The sequence below is a fragment of the Cupriavidus nantongensis genome (assembly GCF_041726985.1).
GTDB lineage: Bacteria > Pseudomonadota > Gammaproteobacteria > Burkholderiales > Burkholderiaceae > Cupriavidus > Cupriavidus nantongensis_A.
The window spans coordinates 2,780,232-2,795,610 of sequence record NZ_CP168303.1 but is presented as its reverse complement, the minus strand read 5'-3'; the positions used below and the strand labels follow the sequence as shown (position 1 = coordinate 2,795,610).

Sequence of the window (15,379 nt, the reverse complement as noted above, 5' to 3'; positions counted from 1 at the left end):
TTCCCAACGACCAACTGCTGACAAGGAGACCGGCATGGGCAACCGCCTGTCGAAGATCGCCACCCGCACCGGCGACGCCGGCACCACCGGCCTGGGCGACGGCAGCCGCACCGGCAAGGACAGCCTGCGCATCGCCGCGATCGGCGACGTCGATGAACTGAACTGCCACGTCGGCGTGCTGCTGACCGAAGACCTGCCCGCCGACGTGCGCGCCGCACTGCTGCATATCCAGCACGACCTGTTCGACCTGGGCGGCGAGCTTTCCATCCCGGGCTACACGCTGCTCAAGCCCGAGCAGGTGGCACAGCTCGATACCTGGCTGGCCGACTACAACGCCAACCTGCCGCGCCTGGCCGAGTTCATCCTGCCCGGCGGCAGCCGCGCCGCGGCGCAGGCCCACGTCTGCCGCACCGTGTGCCGGCGCGCCGAGCGCGCGCTGGTGGCGCTGGGCGCGGCCGAGGCGCTCAACGAGGCGCCGCGCCAGTACCTGAACCGGCTCTCGGACCTGATGTTCGTGCTGGCGCGAGTGCTGAACCGGGCGGGCGGCGGCTCGGACGTGCTCTGGCAGCGCGATCGTGACGCCGGAAAGAAGTAATTCAGGGGCCACATAACCCGGCCTGTCCGCACTGCAGGCTCAAGCTGGGGCAGCGGCTGCCGTTGAATGGGGGCAGAAACCGAGAAAATTACTCGGATTTGCCGGTTCTGCCCTTGAAAAGCCCCCGGGCGGCCACATTTCGGCCTCAGGTTGAATTGCAGCCGCGCGGATAGCGCTGGCTCAAGAGGAGAGAATAATGGGTAAGATCATCGGTATCGACCTCGGTACCACCAACAGCTGCGTCGCGATCCTGGAAGGCAACACGCCCAAGGTCATCGAGAATTCCGAGGGTGCCCGCACCACCCCGTCGATCATCGCCTACATGGAAGACGGCGAGATCCTGGTCGGCGCGCCGGCCAAGCGCCAGGCCGTGACCAACCCGCGCAACACCCTGTACGCGGTCAAGCGCCTGATCGGCCGCAAGTTCGAAGAGAAGGAAGTCCAGAAGGACATCGGCCTGATGCCGTACGCCATCGTCAAGGCCGACAACGGCGACGCCTGGGTGTCGGTGCGCGACCAGAAGCTGGCGCCGCCGCAGGTCTCGGCCGAAGTGCTGCGCAAGATGAAGAAGACCGCCGAGGACTACCTCGGCGAGCCGGTGACCGAAGCCGTGATCACCGTGCCGGCCTACTTCAACGACTCGCAGCGCCAGGCGACCAAGGACGCCGGCCGCATCGCCGGCCTGGACGTCAAGCGCATCATCAACGAGCCGACCGCGGCCGCGCTGGCCTTCGGCATGGACAAGAACGAGAAGGGCGACCGCAAGATCGCCGTCTATGACCTCGGCGGCGGCACCTTCGACATCTCGATCATCGAGATCGCGGATGTCGACGGCGAAAAGCAGTTCGAAGTGCTGTCGACCAACGGCGACACCTTCCTGGGCGGCGAAGACTTCGACCAGCGCATCATCGACTACATCATCGCCGAGTTCAAGAAGGACCAGGGCGTCGACCTGTCCAAGGACGTGCTCGCGCTGCAGCGCCTGAAGGAAGCCGCCGAAAAGGCCAAGATCGAGCTGTCGAGCTCGCAGCAGACCGAGATCAACCTGCCGTACATCACGGCCGATGCCTCGGGTCCGAAGCACCTGAACCTGAAGATGACCCGCGCCAAGCTGGAATCGCTGGTCGAGGAGCTGATCACCCGCACCATCGAGCCGTGCCGCACCGCGATCAAGGATGCGGGCGTCAAGGTCAGCGACATCGACGACGTGATCCTGGTCGGCGGCATGACCCGCATGCCCAAGGTGCAGGAGCAGGTCAAGGAGTTCTTCGGCAAGGAAGCGCGCAAGGACGTGAACCCGGACGAAGCCGTGGCCGTCGGTGCCGCGATCCAGGGCTCGGTGCTGTCGGGCGACCGCAAGGACGTGCTGCTGCTGGACGTGACGCCGCTGTCGCTGGGGATCGAGACCCTGGGCGGCGTGATGACCAAGATGATCACCAAGAACACCACCATCCCGACCAAGCATGCGCAGGTGTTCTCGACCGCCGACGACAACCAGCCGGCCGTGACCATCAAGGTGTACCAGGGTGAACGCGAGATGGCCACCGGCAACAAGCTGCTGGGCGAGTTCAACCTCGAGGGCATTCCGCCGGCACCGCGCGGCACGCCGCAGATCGAGGTCTCGTTCGACATCGACGCCAACGGCATCCTGCACGTGGGCGCCAAGGACAAGGCCAGCGGCAAGGAAAACCGGATCACCATCAAGGCCAACTCGGGCCTGTCGGAAGACGAGATCCAGCGCATGGTCAAGGATGCCGAGGCCAACGCCGAGGAAGACAAGAAGGCCCGCGAGCTGGCTGATGCCCGCAACCAGGCCGACGCGCTGATCCACTCGACCAGGAAGGCGCTGACCGAGTACGGCGACAAGCTGGACGCGGGCGAGAAGGAAAAGATCGAGGCCGCGATCAAGGAACTGGAAGACGCCGCACGCGGCGGCGACAAGACCGAGATCGACGCCAAGGTCAACGCGCTGTCCGAAGTCAGCCAGAAGCTGGGCGAGAAGGTCTACGCCGACATGCAGGCCAAGGCCGGCGAAGGCGCCACGGCCGGTGCCGCGGGTGCCGCCGGCGGCCAGCAGCAGGCCCAGCCGCAGGACGACAACGTTGTGGACGCCGAATTCAAGGAAGTCAACGACAAGAAGTAATCGGGAAACGCGGGCGGCGGTGCAGGCACTGGCCGGCGCCGCTCCCGTCCCGACGCCGGGCGACGGCCATCAGACCTGCGGGAAACCGCCGTCGGATGCCGCGCTCGGCTTTTTTGCTATTCGCCGGCCCGTGCCGCTTGCACCCGCCGGCCAATGAGGTAATGAGCCACCATGGCAAAACGTGACTATTACGAAGTGCTCGGGGTAGGCAAGAACGCGAGCGAAGACGAAGTCAAGAAGGCTTATCGCAAGCTCGCGATGAAATACCACCCGGACCGCAATCCGGACAGCAAGGAATCCGAGGAAAAATTCAAGGAGGCCAAGGAGGCCTACGAGATGCTTTCCGACCCGGAGAAGAAGGCCGCGTACGACCAGTACGGCCATGCCGGCGTGGACCCGAACATGGCGGGCGGCTTCGGCGGCGCGCAGGGCTACGGCGGCTTCGCCGAGGCCTTCGGCGATATCTTCGGCGATATCTTCGGCCAGGGCGGCGGCGGCCGCCGCGGCGGGGGCGGCCCGCAGGCCTACCGCGGCGCCGACCTGCGCTACAGCATGGAGATCTCGCTGGAGCAGGCCGCGCACGGCCACGAGGCGCAGATCCGCGTGCCGCACTGGGATGACTGCGACCACTGCCACGGCAACGGCGCCGAGCCGGGCTCGAGTGTGGAAACCTGCCCGACCTGCCACGGCGCCGGCCAGGTGCGCGTGTCGCAGGGCTTCTTCACCATGCAGCAGACCTGCCCGAAGTGCCACGGCAGCGGCAAGTTCATCCCCAAGCCCTGCACCAAGTGCCACGGCCAGGGCAAGCTGAAGTCGCAGAAGACGCTGGAAGTGAAGATCCCGGCCGGCATCGACGAAGGCATGCGCATCCGTTCGTCCGGCAACGGCGAGCCGGGCATCAACGGCGGCCCTCCGGGCGACCTGTATGTGGAAGTCCACATCAAGCCGCACGCCGTGTTCGAGCGCGACGGCGACGACCTGCACTGCCAGATGCCGATTTCGTTCGCCACCGCGGCGCTGGGTGGCGACCTGGAAGTGCCGACGCTGAGCGGCAAGGCCACCTTCCCGGTGCCCGAGGCCACCCAGTCCGGCAAGACCTTCCGGCTGCGCGGCAAGGGCATCAAGGGCGTGCGCTCCGGCTACCCGGGCGATCTCTACGTGCATGTGAACGTGGAGACGCCGGTCAAGCTGACCGAGGCGCAGAAGGAAATGCTGCGCCAGTTCGACCGCTCGGTGCACGAAGGCGGCTCGCGCCACAGCCCGCAGGAAACCTCGTGGCTGGACAAGGTGAAGAGCTTCTTCAGCTGATCCGGCTTGGCGGTATGGAACCGGCCACGTGCGAGCGTGGCCGGTTTTGTTTTTGGCGAATGACGCCGGCGCACCGCGGGTTTGCTTCCCCTCTCCCGCCTGCGGGAGAGGGGCCGGGGGAGAGGGCCGGCGCGTCCATCGCCACCATGCCTGCGCCGCGCGATAATGCATGCCTGCGCCCTGTCGGTGGCATGCCGGCAATCCTGTTTTCTCCTGACGATTTCCCGTGGTAGCAAGCATCCAGCGCCCCCCCTCTCCCCCCAGCCCCTCTCCCGCAAGCGGGAGAGGGGAGCGCGCAATCGGGCGGCGACGACGCCTTCGTCCTGCTCGACGACGCCACCGCACCCGCCGGGCAAGCTGCATCCCGCCTCTACACCGGCTTCGTCCAAGAAGACCTCCTGCACCCCGGCAGTGACATCGCCCAGATCGACGCCATGCTGGCCGAAGGCTGGCGTCAGGGCTGGCACGCCACCCTGTTCGCGCCCTACGAATTCGGCGGCGCGCTGGTCGATGCGCCGGTGCATACCGGCAGCGCCATGCCGTTCCACGACGGCGCGCTGCGCCTGCTGTGGTTCCGCGCGCTGCAACGGCTCGATGCCGCGGCGGTGGCGGCGTGGCTGCAGGCCCACGCGGATCCGCAGCCGGCGGGCCTGATGCATATCGCTTCCGATACCTCTCGCGCTGCCTTCGATGACGCCATCGCACGCATCCACCAGTGGATCGAAGCGGGCGACACCTATCAGGTCAACTACACCCAGCGCCTGCGCTGCGAGGCCTTCGGCGATCCGGTGGCGCTGTACGCGGCGCTGCGGGCGGCGCAGCCGGTGCCGTATGGCGTGCTGGCCAGGCTGCCGGATGACGCCATGGTGCTGTCGCTGTCGCCGGAGCTGTTCGTGCGCCACGACGGCCAGGGCCATCTGCTGACCCGGCCGATGAAGGGCACCGCGCCGCGCGCCGGCGATGCCGCGCGCGATGCGCAGGCCGCTGCCGCGCTGGCCGCCGATGCCAAGAACCGGGCCGAGAACGTGATGATCGTCGACCTGCTGCGCAACGACCTGGGCCGCATTGCGCGGGCGGGCAGCGTGGCGGTGCCGGAGCGCTTCGCGGTGCAGCCGTTCGGCGCGGTGCTGCAGATGACCTCGACCGTGACGGCGACGGCGCGGCCCGGAACCGGTTTCGGCGCGCTGATGGCGGCGCTGTTCCCGTGCGGCTCGATCACCGGCGCGCCCAAGCGGCGCACCATGGAAATCATCACCGAGCTCGAGCGCGCGCCGCGCGGGCTCTACACCGGCGCGATCGGCTGGATCGAGGCGCCGTCCGATGCGGCCATGGCCGGTCCGTTCGCGCTGTCGGTGGCGATCCGCACGCTGGTGCTGGCGCCGCCCGCGGCCAGCGCGCTGCGCGCCGGCGAGATGGGCGTGGGCGGCGGTATCGTGCATGACAGCGTGGCGGCGGAGGAATTCGCCGAATGCGGCTGGAAGGCCCGCTTCCTGACCCGGCACGATCCCGGCTTCACGCTGTTCGAGACCCTGCGCGTGCAAGACGGCGCGTGCCCGCACCTGGCGCGGCACCTGGCGCGCATCGGGGCGTCGGCGCGGGCGTTCGGCTTCGCCCTCGACGCCGACGCCGCGCGCGACGCGGTGGCCGCGCAGGCGGCACAACTCGGGGCCGGCACCTGGCGCCTGCGCCTGAGCGTGGACAAGTCAGGCACGCTGGCGTTTGCCAGCGGCGCGCTGGCGCCGTTGCCGGCGGGGCCGGTCGGTGTCGACCTCGCGCCGGACCCGCTACCGCTTGCCGACCCGCTGCGCCGCCACAAGACCAGCGCGCGCGCGGTCTTCGATGCCGGCTGGCAGGCGGCCGAGCGCGCCGGCGGCTTCGACCGGCTGTTCTTTAATACGCGCGGCGAACTGCTCGAGGGCGGGCGCAGCTCAGTGTTCGTGCGCATCGATGGGCGCTGGCTGACGCCGCCGCTGTCGGCCGACATCCTGCCGGGCGTGATGCGGGCGGTGGTGCTGGAGACAGGTGGCGCAGCGCTGGGCGCGCCGGGCGAGGCGGTCGAAGAGTCCGTGGTGACGCGCGCGATGCTGGCGCGCGCCGAGGCCATCGTAGTGGTCAATGCGTTGCGCGGCGCAATGCCGGCGCAGCTGCAGGGCTAGTCGATGGCTACGGGTGGTGGGTGTCGAGCACGCCGTCGCCCAGTTTCCAGCGCACCACGCCGGGCAGGTTGATCAGCTCGCGGTCGTGGCAGATCATCACCACGGTGCGGCCTTCGGCGGCGAGGTCGCCGACCAGCGCGATCACCTGCTCGCGCGCGTGGCCGTCGAGGCTGGAGGTGGGTTCGTCCAGCAGCAGCAACTCCGGCTCCAGCACCTTGGCGCGCGCCAGCGCCACGCGCTGGATCTCGCCGCCGGACAGGTATTCGGGCGCGGTGTCCTGCAGGTGTGACACGCCGGCCCAGCCCAGCGCCTCGCCTACGCGGCAGTCGATCTCATGGCGCGGCAGGCCGCGCGCGCGCAGGCCATAGGCGATGTTCTCGCGCACCGAGGTGCGGAACAGGTAGGGATGCTGGTGCAGGTAGGCAATGCGCCGGCGCAGCGCGGGCGGCAACGGCGTCAGCGCCGCGCTGTGGGCGTGGCCCTGCGCATCGGTCCAGTGCGCGACCGCGCCGGGCGCGGGCTCGAGCCCCGCCAGCATGCGCAGCAGCGTGGTCTTGCCGGCGCCGTTCATGCCGGTCATCACGATCGCGGTGGCGCGCGGGATCACCAGCGTGTCGATCGCAAACAGCTTGCGCAGGCCGATGCTGCGCGCCAGCCCGCGCACGGTCAGCAGCGGGCCGTGGTCGGCGGCAACGGTCGGTGTCATCGGCGAAAGCCTCCGGCACCCTGCAGCCAAGCCATGCCGATATTGACCAGCAGCGCCAGCGCCACCAGCACCAGGCCCAGCGCAATGCCCTGCGCGAATTCGCCCTTGCTGGTTTCCAGCGCAATCGCCGTGGTGATGGTGCGGGTCGAGCCCTCGATATTGCCGCCGATCATCAGCGCCGAGCCCACTTCGGCAATGACCCGGCCAAAGCCGGCGACCACCGCCGCCATCAGCCCGAAGCGCAGTTCGCGCAGCACCGTGACGAAGGTGCGCCAGCGGCCGGCGCCCAGCACCCAGGCGGTTTCGCGCAGGCGCACGTCGGCGCCTTGCAGCGTCGACAGCGCAAACGCCAGCACCACCGGGAAGCCGATCACGGCCTGCCCCAGCACCATGCCGGCCGGGGTGAACAGCAGGTGCAGGCTGCCCAGCGGACCCTGGCGCGTCAGCAGCAGGTAAAGGATCAGCCCGACCAGCACGGTCGGGAACGACAGGAAGGCCTGCGCCACCACCACCACCGCGCGCCGGCCCGGGAACTGCCGCGTGGCGATCAGCCAGGCCGCGGCGATGGCCGGCACGGTGGCGATGGCCAGCCCCAGCACCGCCACCACCAGCGAGGTCCAGACGATAAACCACAGGCCTGCGTCGCCGCTCGCCAGCAGGCGGAAGGCTTCGGCGGTGGCGCTGCCGATCTCCACCGCGTCAGGCGGAGAAGGTGTGCTCGACGGCGGGGAAGCTGCCGTCCTTGACGGCGGCCACGTAGGCGCGCACCGCGGCTTCGATCGAAGGCTGGCCGTCCATGAAGTTGCGCACGAACTTGGCCTTGCGGCCGGGGTAGATGTTGAGCATGTCCTGCAGCACCAGCACCTGGCCCGTGCAGTCGGCGCCGGCGCCGATGCCGATGGTGGGCACCGCCAGCGACTGCGTGATCTCGCCGGCCAGCGCGGCGGGCACTGCTTCCATCAGCACCACTTGGGCGCCGGCGGCTTGCAGCGCGAGCGCATCGCGCCTGAGCTGGGCCGCGCCGGCATCGGTCTTGCCCTGCACCTTGAAGCCGCCCAGCGCATGCACCGACTGCGGCGTCAGGCCGATATGCGCGCACACCGGGATGCTGCGCTCGACCAGGAATTTCACGATCGGCGCCAGCCAGTCGCCGCCTTCGAGCTTGACCATCTGCGCGCCCGCCTTCATCAGCGTGACGGCGCTGGCGAACGCGGCTTCCGGGGTCGGATAGGTGCCGAACGGCAGGTCGGTCAGCAGCAGCGCGGTCTGGTTGCCGCGCGCGGCGCATTCGGTGTGGTAGGCCATCTGTTCCAGCGTGACCGGCAGCGTGGTCTGCTGGCCCTGCATCACATTGCCCAGCGAGTCGCCCACCAGGATCATCTCGACGCCGCAGTAGTCGAGCAGCGCGGCGAAGCTGGAGTCGTACGCGGTCAGCATGGCGATTTTCTCGCCGGCGTCACGCATCGCCTGCAGTTTGGGAATCGTGATGGTCTTGCGGGAGGGATCGAGGAGGTAGCTCATGGCAGTGCCCGTGTAGGACGGCCTTGCCGGTGCCGGGAGGGCTGCCCGCACGGCAACGACAGCCGTCGTTATTGTGTTGTGTCTGGCAGGCGAGGGGGCCTGTCAGGGCGCGGCGAGATTGAGAAAGGCCTTGCGGCCGCGCATGTTTTCGATGCGCGACAGTAGTGTACGGAAATCGTCGTCATTGTCCACCGGATTGAAGTGGGCGGTGTCGACCACCAGCACCGGGGCGTCGTCGTAGCGGTGGAACAGTTCGCCATAGGCGCCGGCCAGGCGCTGCAGGTAGTGTTCGTCGATGCCGGCCTCGCCAGGCTCGCCGCGGCGCACGATGCGCTCGCGCAGCAGCGACGGCGTCGCCTGCAGCACGATCACCAGGTCGGCGCGCTGCGGCGGCAGCGCCAGCCGCGCGGCGATGGCGTCGTACAGCGCCAGTTCATCCTCGGACAGCGTCAGCGCGGCATGCAGGCGGTCTTTGGCGATCAGGAAGTTGCTGACCATGCGCTGGCCGGCGGCAACGCCCGCCTGCCATTGCTGCAGCTGCACCGCGCGCTGGGTCAGGCACCACAGCTGCAGCGCCAGCGCATGGCGCGCGGGGTCGCGGTAGAACGGCTCGAGGAACGGGCTGCGGCGGGCGTTGTCGGGCAGTTCCTGCGCCTGCAGCGTGCGCGCCAGGCGCTGGGCCAGCGAGGTCTTGCCCGATCCGACGGGGCCTTCGACGACAATGCGGCGCAGGTGATCGAGCATGGCGCTCCGGGCGTCAGTGAGGGGGATGGCAGCGCCGCGGGCGCCGCCGGGCGGGTTCAGCCGGGCGTGCCGCCATTGCCGCCATTGCCAGGTTCGCCGGCCGCGGCCTGCATGCGCAGGCACTTGCAGGTGGAGACTTTTTCGATGCGCTGCGCGCCCACGCCGGCCAGGTAGTCGGCCGCGCGGCCGCGGCCCGGGATCGCCAGCGCGGCGTCCAGCTCCAGCAGCGGCACCAGCGTGAAGGCGCGCTCGGTCAGGCGGGGGTGCGGCACGGTCAGGTGCTCGTGGTCGTGCTGTTCGTCGCCGAACAGCAGCAGGTCCAGGTCGAGAGTGCGCGGCGCGTTGCGGAACGGGCGCTCGCGGCCGAACTGGTCTTCGATGTGGTGGCAGATGCGCAGCAGCTGCGACGCGGTGAACGAGGTCTGCACCTTGACCACCGCGTTGTAGTAGTCGTCGCCGCCGGCATCGACCGGCGCGGTGCGATAGAGCGAGGAACGCGCCAGCACCGTGATGCCGACCTGCTGGGCCAGGCACACGATGGCGTCCTTGATGGCCTGGCGGGCATCGCCAAGATTTGCGCCGATGCCGATGAAGGCGAGAGTCATTTACGTTTCCTCCGGCTGGCCGGGGCCGGCATGTGCTGCCTCGCCCGCGTCCGAGTCGCTCCGGGAAGAAACTTTATCCGATTTCCGCGGACCGCGCCGGCGGCGCTTCTTGCGCGCCGGGCCTTCGCCTTCCGCACCCTGGGCCCCGCTCTGGCCGCCACCGTGGCCGCCACCCTGGCCGCGCGCGCCGCGCACGGCGTCGATCAGGTCTTCGCGCTCATGCGGCTCGGCGTTCTGGAAGTCGTTCCACCAGGCGCCCAGCTCTTCGGGCAGCTCGCCGGACTGGCAGCGCAGCACCAGGAAATCGTAGCCAGCGCGGAAGCGCGGCGATTCCAGCAGCCGGAACGGCATGCGGCCCACGCGCTTCTCGAAGCGCGGCTGCATGCCCCAGATATCGCGCATGTCGGTGACGAAGCGGCGCTGGATCGCGAGCTGGCCGGTCTGCTTTTCCAGCACCATGTCCATGGCCGTGTTGAGCGCGGCGATGGCGTGCTCGCCCTCGTCGCGCAGCTTGTTCCAGCGCTGCAGCACGTGGTGCCACAGCAGCGCGGCGAACAGGAAGCCGGGCGACACCGGCTTGCCGGCCTGCACGCGGCGGTCGGTGTTGTCCAGCGCCAGCTGCACGAAGCGCTGGCCCATGGGCTGCTCCAGCGCCACGTCCAGCAGCGGCAGCAGGCCCTTGTGCAGGCCCGCCTTGCGCAGTTCCTGCAGCGAGGCCCAGGCATGGCCGGACATCAGCAGCTTGAGCATCTCGTCGAACAGGCGCGCGCTCGGCACGTTGTGGATCAGCTCGGCCAGGCCGGCGATCGGCAGGCGCGTGGCTTCGTCGATGTCGAAGCCGGTCTTGGCGGCGAAGCGCACCACGCGCAGCATCCGCACCGGGTCTTCGCGATAGCGCGTGGCCGGGTCGCCGATCATGCGCAGCAGGCGCGCGCGGATGTCTTCCATGCCGTGATGGTAGTCATGCACGGTCTGCGCGGCCGGGTCGTAGTACATCGCGTTGATGGTGAAGTCGCGGCGTTCCGCGTCTTCGGCCTGCGAGCCCCACACGTTGTCGCGCAGCACGCGGCCCGAGGCATCGATCGCATGGGTCTTGCTGTCGAGCTCGGCGCGCTTCAGGCGCCGGCCTTCGGGCAGGGTCTCGCTGGCGATGGCGTCGACCAGCGCGCGGAAGGTCGAGACCTCGATGATCTCCTGCTCGCGCCCGCCGTAGAAGGTCACGTGCACGATCTGGAAGCGCCGGCCGATGATGCGCGAGCGCCGGAACAGCGACTGCACCTGCTCGGGCGTGGCGTTGGTGGCGACGTCGAAGTCCTTGGGCTTGATGCCGAGCAGCAGGTCGCGCACGGCGCCGCCGACGATATAGGCCTGGTAGCCGGCCTGCTGCAGCGTCGAGGTGACCTTGACGGCATTGCGCGACAGCAGCGTGGGGTCGATCTGGTGCTCGTCGACGTTGACGATGCGCGGCATATGGGCGCGGCCGGTACGGCGCTGCTTGGGGCCGGGTTTGCCCAGCAACCGGGTAATGAGCTTCTTGATCACGTCAGAACAGATCCATGATGCGCCAGCCGGCCGCGGCGGCGTGGTGGCGCAGGCGATCGTCCGGGTTGGTGGCGATCGGCTCGGAGACCTTTTCCAGCAGGGGCAGGTCGTTGGCCGAGTCGCTGTAGAAGGTGGTGGTCTCGAAGTTGTCCCAGCCCGCGCCCTGGGCCTTGAGCCAGGATTCGACGCGGGTGATCTTGCCTTCGCGGAAGCTGGGCACGCCGTCGACCTCGCCGGTGAACTGGCTTTCGGGCTTGCCGTCGACAGTGGCCGGCTCGGTCGCGATCAAATGCTTGATGCCGAAGGCCGCGGCGATCGGCGCGGTGACGAAGCTGTTGGTGGCGGTGACCACGGCGCACAGGTCGCCGGCCTCGAGGTGCTTGTAGACCAGCGCGCGCGCCTGCGGCGTGATCACCGGGTCGATCACCTCGTGCATGAAGCGCACCCGCATGGCATCGAGCCGGTCGCGCGGGTTGGCCGCCAGCGGCGCCAGCGCAAAGCGCAGGAACGCCTGGATATCGAGCGTGCCGGCCTTGTAGTGGCCGTAGAACTCATCGTTCTTCTGCCGGTAGATTACCTCGTCGACGACGCCCAGGCGGACCAGGAAGCGGCCCCATTCATGGTCGCTGTCGGTCGGGATCAGGGTGTGGTCGAGGTCAAAGAGTGCCAGATTCATGGGCGGCGATTTTACCTGAAGGCAGGATGGGGGTAGGGGAGCATCGGTGCCGGAGAGGGGCTGGGGCCGTCGCCTAATCCCGGAATTCGGCGAACATCTCGCGCAGCAGCGGCAGCGTGACCGGCCGCTTGCGCTCGAGCGAATAGGTGTCGAGCGCGTCCAGCAGCGCCATCAGGCTGGGCATGTCACGGTAATGCCGCGTCACCAGCCAGTGCGTGATCTCGGGCGACAGCTGCAGGCCGCGCTCGCGTGCCGCATGCAGCACGGCGGCCTTCTTGTCGTCGTCGGACAAGGGCGCGACCTGGTACACCAGGCCCCAGCCCAGGCGCGTGCGCAGGTCTTCGCGCACCGGCATCGCGCGCGGCGCCAGGCCGCCGGCGACCACCAGCGCGGTTCGCCCGTGCGCGCGCACCTCGTTGTAGAGCGAGAACACCGCGATCTGGCGCGCTTCGTCGAGCAGCTCGACATCATCGACGGTATATAGCTGGCACCACGGATCGAACAGGAAATCGGACAGCGGGTGGTGCGGGCTCAGGTAGCGGCAGCGGATGCCATGTTGCGGCCCGGCCTCGCACACCGCGTGCAGCAGATGGGTGCGGCCGCAGCCGACCTCGCCCCACAGGTAGATCAGGCGGTCGCTGGCATGCTCCTGCGCCAGCGCGGGTGGCAGCTCGCGCAGCCGCTGCACCGCCTCGCGGTTGGACGCCACCACGAAATTCTCGAAGGTCGAAGGCGGCGGGCTGCCCAGCTCGAGCGACAGTTGCTTGGGACGCGGGGACATGACGTATGGCTAACTTCGGCTAGATTCGTGGAGCGGATAGCGGACAGGGCAGCAGCCGTTATTTTCGATAGAGATCGCTGGCCAGGTAAACCCGCCGCAGTTGGCGCGCCCCCACCAGCAGCACGGCGCAGGTCGGCAGCGCCAGCAGCACGCCGAAGAAGCCGAACAGCTGGCCGAAGGCGAGCAGCGCGAAGATCACCACCAGCGGGTGCAGGCCGATGCGTTCGCCCACCAGCCTCGGGGTCAGGTAGAAGCTCTCGATGAACTGGCCGAAGCCGTAGACCACCGCCACCGCGGCCAGCCCGTACCAGTTGCCGAACTGCAGCAGCGCGGCCAGGATCGCCATCACCAGGCCGACGCCGAAGCCAATATACGGGATAAACACCGCCAGCCCGGTGAAGACCCCGACCGGCACGCCGATATCGAAGCCGGCAATGGTCAGCCCGATCGAATAGATTGCCGCCAGGATCACCATCACCAGGATCTGGCCGCGCAGGTACTGCGACAGCAGCGCGTCGGTCTCGTTGGTGAGCTCGCGCACCTTGGGCACCCAGCGGCGCGGCACCACGCCCTCGATGCGGCGCATCACCATGTGCCAGTCCATCATCAGGTAGAACATGACGATGGGCACGATGAAGACGATGCCCGCCACCGCGATCAGCGCCGAACCCGACATCTTGACGTAGTTCAGCAGCACCACCAGCAGGTCTTCGGGGCTGGCGGCGAAGCGGTCCGACATCATGTTGCGCAGGCCGGGGAAGTCGAAGCGCACACGCACGCCGAACTCGGCCAGCCGCGGCGACACCACCGAATTGAGCTTCTTCAGCAGGATCGGCAGCTGCTCGCGCACCTGCGGGATCTCGCGCTGGAGCACCGCGATCAGCAGCAGCACCAGCATCACGCAGACCACCGTCAGCAGCAGGATCATCAGCGTCACGCCGATCGCCCGCGGCACGCGGCGGCGCTGCAGCCAGTCGACGCCGGGGTTGAGGATATAGGCGAAGATGAATGCGAACAGGAACGGGGTCAGCACCGGGGCCAGCGCGATGATGGCGGCGAACAGCGCCACGGCCACGACGATCCACAGCAGGATGCGCTTGGCCTCTTGGTTCAACAGCGGGGCATTCATCAAGGGTTGCAGGAGGGCGGCAGCGCGGTTTGCGGCGCGATCTCGCCGGAAACTGGAAGCGGGGGGCCTCTATCCGTTAAAATTGCGATTCTACTGGACTCGCGCCCGCCTTCCGATGCCACGCGACGGAAGCGACGGTGGCCCGAGCGCCGAATTCCTCACTTTATTTCCTCCAGGACAAGCAGGTTCCCATGAGCGCATCTCCGACCGCCGGCCAGGCAGGCCTTTCCTACCGCGACGCCGGTGTTGACATCGATGCCGGCGACGCGCTGGTCGACCGCATCAAGCCGTTCGCCAAGCGCACCATGCGCGAGGGCGTGATGGCGGGCATCGGCGGGTTCGGTGCGCTGTTCGAGCTGTCGAAGAAATTCCAGGAGCCGGTGCTGGTGTCGGGCACCGATGGGGTGGGCACCAAGCTCAAGCTGGCGTTCCAGCTGAACCGCCATGACACAGTCGGCCAGGACCTGGTCGCCATGAGCGTCAACGACATCCTGGTGCAGGGCGCCGAGCCGCTGTTCTTCCTGGACTACTTCGCCTGCGGCAAGCTCGACGTCGACACCGCCGCCACCGTGATCCAGGGCATCGCCCGCGGCTGCGAACTGGCAGGCTGCGCGCTGATCGGCGGCGAAACCGCCGAAATGCCGAGCATGTACCCGGACGGCGAATACGACCTGGCCGGCTTCGCCGTCGGCGCGGTCGAAAAGAAGAAGATCATCGACGGCAGCACCATTACCCCGGGCGACGTGGTGCTGGGCCTGGCCTCGTCGGGCGCGCATTCCAACGGCTACTCGCTGGTGCGCAAGATCATCGAGGTGGCCAAGCCGGACCTGAACGCCGACTTCCATGGCCAGCGCCTGCAGGACGCGATCATGGCGCCGACCCGGATCTACGTGAAGCCGCTGCTGTCGCTGATCGAGACGCTTCCGGTCAAGGGCATGGCCCACATCACCGGCGGCGGTCTGACCGAGAACGTGCCGCGCGTGCTGGCGCAGGACGTCACCGCGGTGCTGCATCGCGATGCCTGGACGCTGCCGCCGCTGTTCCAGTGGCTGCAGGCGCAGGGCCGCGTCGCCGACGACGAGATGCACCGTGTCTTCAACTGCGGCATCGGCATGGTCGTGATCGTCGCCAAGGAAGACGCCGACCGTGCCATCCGCCACCTGCAGGCCGCCGGCGAAGCCGTGTGGCAGATCGGTGAGATCCGCGAGCGCGCCGAGGGCGAGGCCCAGACCATCGTGATCTAAACCAGGCAGTTCCTCCAAAAAAAGCGCATGCCCGCGGCATGCGCTTTTTTTTTCGCCCTGAGGGATGGCAAATCTTCTTCTCCGTCATTCCCGCCTGCGCGGGAATGACGCGGGTTTGATGCATTGCACCAAAACCCAGCATGCATATGCACCTACAAACAATATTTCGCTTGATTGTATGGCGGTTTTTGGCCTAATGTACTGAGCAAAGGCGGGGCACATGCATGCC

At 68.3% G+C, this 15,379-nt stretch carries 14 protein-coding genes; 5 read left to right on the top strand and 9 right to left on the bottom strand.

Annotation, left to right across the window (positions count from 1 at the left end; genetic code table 11):
- Positions 1 to 34 precede the first annotated feature (34 nt).
- From ACEI37_RS24145 to pabB, 4 genes are all read left to right on the top strand, one after another.
- Complete coding sequence (locus ACEI37_RS24145) at positions 35 to 595, top strand: cob(I)yrinic acid a,c-diamide adenosyltransferase (protein WP_373378468.1); 561 nt, start codon at positions 35 to 37, stop codon at positions 593 to 595.
- A 196-nt stretch (positions 596 to 791) separates the two neighbouring features.
- Positions 792 to 2,738, top strand: a complete 1,947-nt coding sequence (dnaK, locus tag ACEI37_RS24140) for a molecular chaperone DnaK (RefSeq protein ID WP_373378467.1) — start codon at positions 792 to 794, stop codon at positions 2,736 to 2,738.
- A 171-nt stretch (positions 2,739 to 2,909) separates the two neighbouring features.
- Entirely contained in the window at positions 2,910 to 4,046 is a 1,137-nt protein-coding gene (gene dnaJ / locus ACEI37_RS24135; RefSeq protein ID WP_111519215.1) for a molecular chaperone DnaJ, read from the top strand.
- Between the two features lie 434 nt (positions 4,047 to 4,480).
- The gene (gene pabB, locus ACEI37_RS24130; protein WP_373378466.1) at positions 4,481 to 6,202 is read left to right on the top strand and encodes an aminodeoxychorismate synthase component I; all 1,722 of its coding nucleotides are present in this window, start codon (positions 4,481 to 4,483) and stop codon (positions 6,200 to 6,202) included.
- A gap of 7 nt (positions 6,203 to 6,209) precedes the next feature.
- On the opposite strand, the gene ACEI37_RS24125 is transcribed toward pabB, so the two are convergent.
- The 9 genes from ACEI37_RS24125 to ACEI37_RS24085 all read right to left on the bottom strand — a co-directional run bounded on the left by ACEI37_RS24125 (position 6,210) and on the right by ACEI37_RS24085 (position 13,906).
- Positions 6,210 to 6,908, bottom strand: a complete 699-nt coding sequence (locus tag ACEI37_RS24125) for an ATP-binding cassette domain-containing protein (RefSeq protein ID WP_373378465.1) — start codon at positions 6,906 to 6,908, stop codon at positions 6,210 to 6,212.
- Positions 6,905 to 7,603, bottom strand: a complete 699-nt coding sequence (locus ACEI37_RS24120; RefSeq protein WP_111519219.1) for an ABC transporter permease — start codon at positions 7,601 to 7,603, stop codon at positions 6,905 to 6,907. Before ACEI37_RS24120 ends, ACEI37_RS24125 begins: the two co-directional genes overlap by 4 nt.
- Before the next feature lie 4 nt (positions 7,604 to 7,607).
- Entirely contained in the window at positions 7,608 to 8,429 is an 822-nt protein-coding gene (gene panB / locus ACEI37_RS24115) for a 3-methyl-2-oxobutanoate hydroxymethyltransferase (RefSeq protein WP_062801660.1), read from the bottom strand.
- A gap of 102 nt (positions 8,430 to 8,531) precedes the next feature.
- Positions 8,532 to 9,173, bottom strand: a complete 642-nt coding sequence (locus ACEI37_RS24110; protein ID WP_116296039.1) for a deoxynucleoside kinase — start codon at positions 9,171 to 9,173, stop codon at positions 8,532 to 8,534.
- Positions 9,174 to 9,229: 56 nt separating this feature from the next.
- Positions 9,230 to 9,778 carry a 2-amino-4-hydroxy-6-hydroxymethyldihydropteridine diphosphokinase gene (gene folK, locus ACEI37_RS24105; RefSeq protein ID WP_373378464.1) on the bottom strand — a complete coding sequence of 183 codons (549 nt, stop codon included), beginning with the start codon at positions 9,776 to 9,778 and terminating at the stop codon, positions 9,230 to 9,232.
- On the bottom strand, positions 9,779 to 11,320 hold the full coding sequence (gene pcnB, locus ACEI37_RS24100; protein WP_373378463.1) for a polynucleotide adenylyltransferase PcnB: 1,542 nt from the start codon (positions 11,318 to 11,320) through the stop codon (positions 9,779 to 9,781).
- Position 11,321: 1 nt separating this feature from the next.
- The gene (locus ACEI37_RS24095; RefSeq protein WP_373378462.1) at positions 11,322 to 11,996 is read right to left on the bottom strand and encodes an HAD family hydrolase; all 675 of its coding nucleotides are present in this window, start codon (positions 11,994 to 11,996) and stop codon (positions 11,322 to 11,324) included.
- A 73-nt stretch (positions 11,997 to 12,069) separates the two neighbouring features.
- Positions 12,070 to 12,777: a DnaA regulatory inactivator Hda gene (gene hda, locus ACEI37_RS24090; protein WP_012353781.1), complete on the bottom strand. Its 708-nt coding sequence runs from the start codon at positions 12,775 to 12,777 to the stop codon at positions 12,070 to 12,072.
- A gap of 58 nt (positions 12,778 to 12,835) precedes the next feature.
- On the bottom strand, positions 12,836 to 13,906 hold the full coding sequence (locus ACEI37_RS24085) for an AI-2E family transporter (protein WP_116296037.1): 1,071 nt from the start codon (positions 13,904 to 13,906) through the stop codon (positions 12,836 to 12,838).
- 191 nt (positions 13,907 to 14,097) lie between these two features.
- Between ACEI37_RS24085 and purM the strand changes: the two genes are divergently transcribed.
- The gene (gene purM, locus ACEI37_RS24080; protein WP_373378461.1) at positions 14,098 to 15,150 is read left to right on the top strand and encodes a phosphoribosylformylglycinamidine cyclo-ligase; all 1,053 of its coding nucleotides are present in this window, start codon (positions 14,098 to 14,100) and stop codon (positions 15,148 to 15,150) included.
- Positions 15,151 to 15,379 lie beyond the last annotated feature (229 nt).

Coding starts and splice junctions, on each gene's coding strand:
- ACEI37_RS24110 (WP_116296039.1), bottom strand. CDS start 9,173: ATGCTCGATCACCTGCGCCGCATTGTCGTCGAAGGCCCCGTCGGATCG.
- ACEI37_RS24145 (WP_373378468.1), top strand. CDS start 35: ATGGGCAACCGCCTGTCGAAGATCGCCACCCGCACCGGCGACGCCGGC.
- hda (WP_012353781.1), bottom strand. CDS start 12,777: ATGTCCCCGCGTCCCAAGCAACTGTCGCTCGAGCTGGGCAGCCCGCCG.
- dnaK (WP_373378467.1), top strand. CDS start 792: ATGGGTAAGATCATCGGTATCGACCTCGGTACCACCAACAGCTGCGTC.
- dnaJ (WP_111519215.1), top strand. CDS start 2,910: ATGGCAAAACGTGACTATTACGAAGTGCTCGGGGTAGGCAAGAACGCG.
- purM (WP_373378461.1), top strand. CDS start 14,098: ATGAGCGCATCTCCGACCGCCGGCCAGGCAGGCCTTTCCTACCGCGAC.
- ACEI37_RS24085 (WP_116296037.1), bottom strand. CDS start 13,906: ATGAATGCCCCGCTGTTGAACCAAGAGGCCAAGCGCATCCTGCTGTGG.
- ACEI37_RS24125 (WP_373378465.1), bottom strand. CDS start 6,908: ATGACACCGACCGTTGCCGCCGACCACGGCCCGCTGCTGACCGTGCGC.
- folK (WP_373378464.1), bottom strand. CDS start 9,778: ATGACTCTCGCCTTCATCGGCATCGGCGCAAATCTTGGCGATGCCCGC.
- ACEI37_RS24095 (WP_373378462.1), bottom strand. CDS start 11,996: ATGAATCTGGCACTCTTTGACCTCGACCACACCCTGATCCCGACCGAC.
- panB (WP_062801660.1), bottom strand. CDS start 8,429: ATGAGCTACCTCCTCGATCCCTCCCGCAAGACCATCACGATTCCCAAA.
- pabB (WP_373378466.1), top strand. CDS start 4,481: ATGCTGGCCGAAGGCTGGCGTCAGGGCTGGCACGCCACCCTGTTCGCG.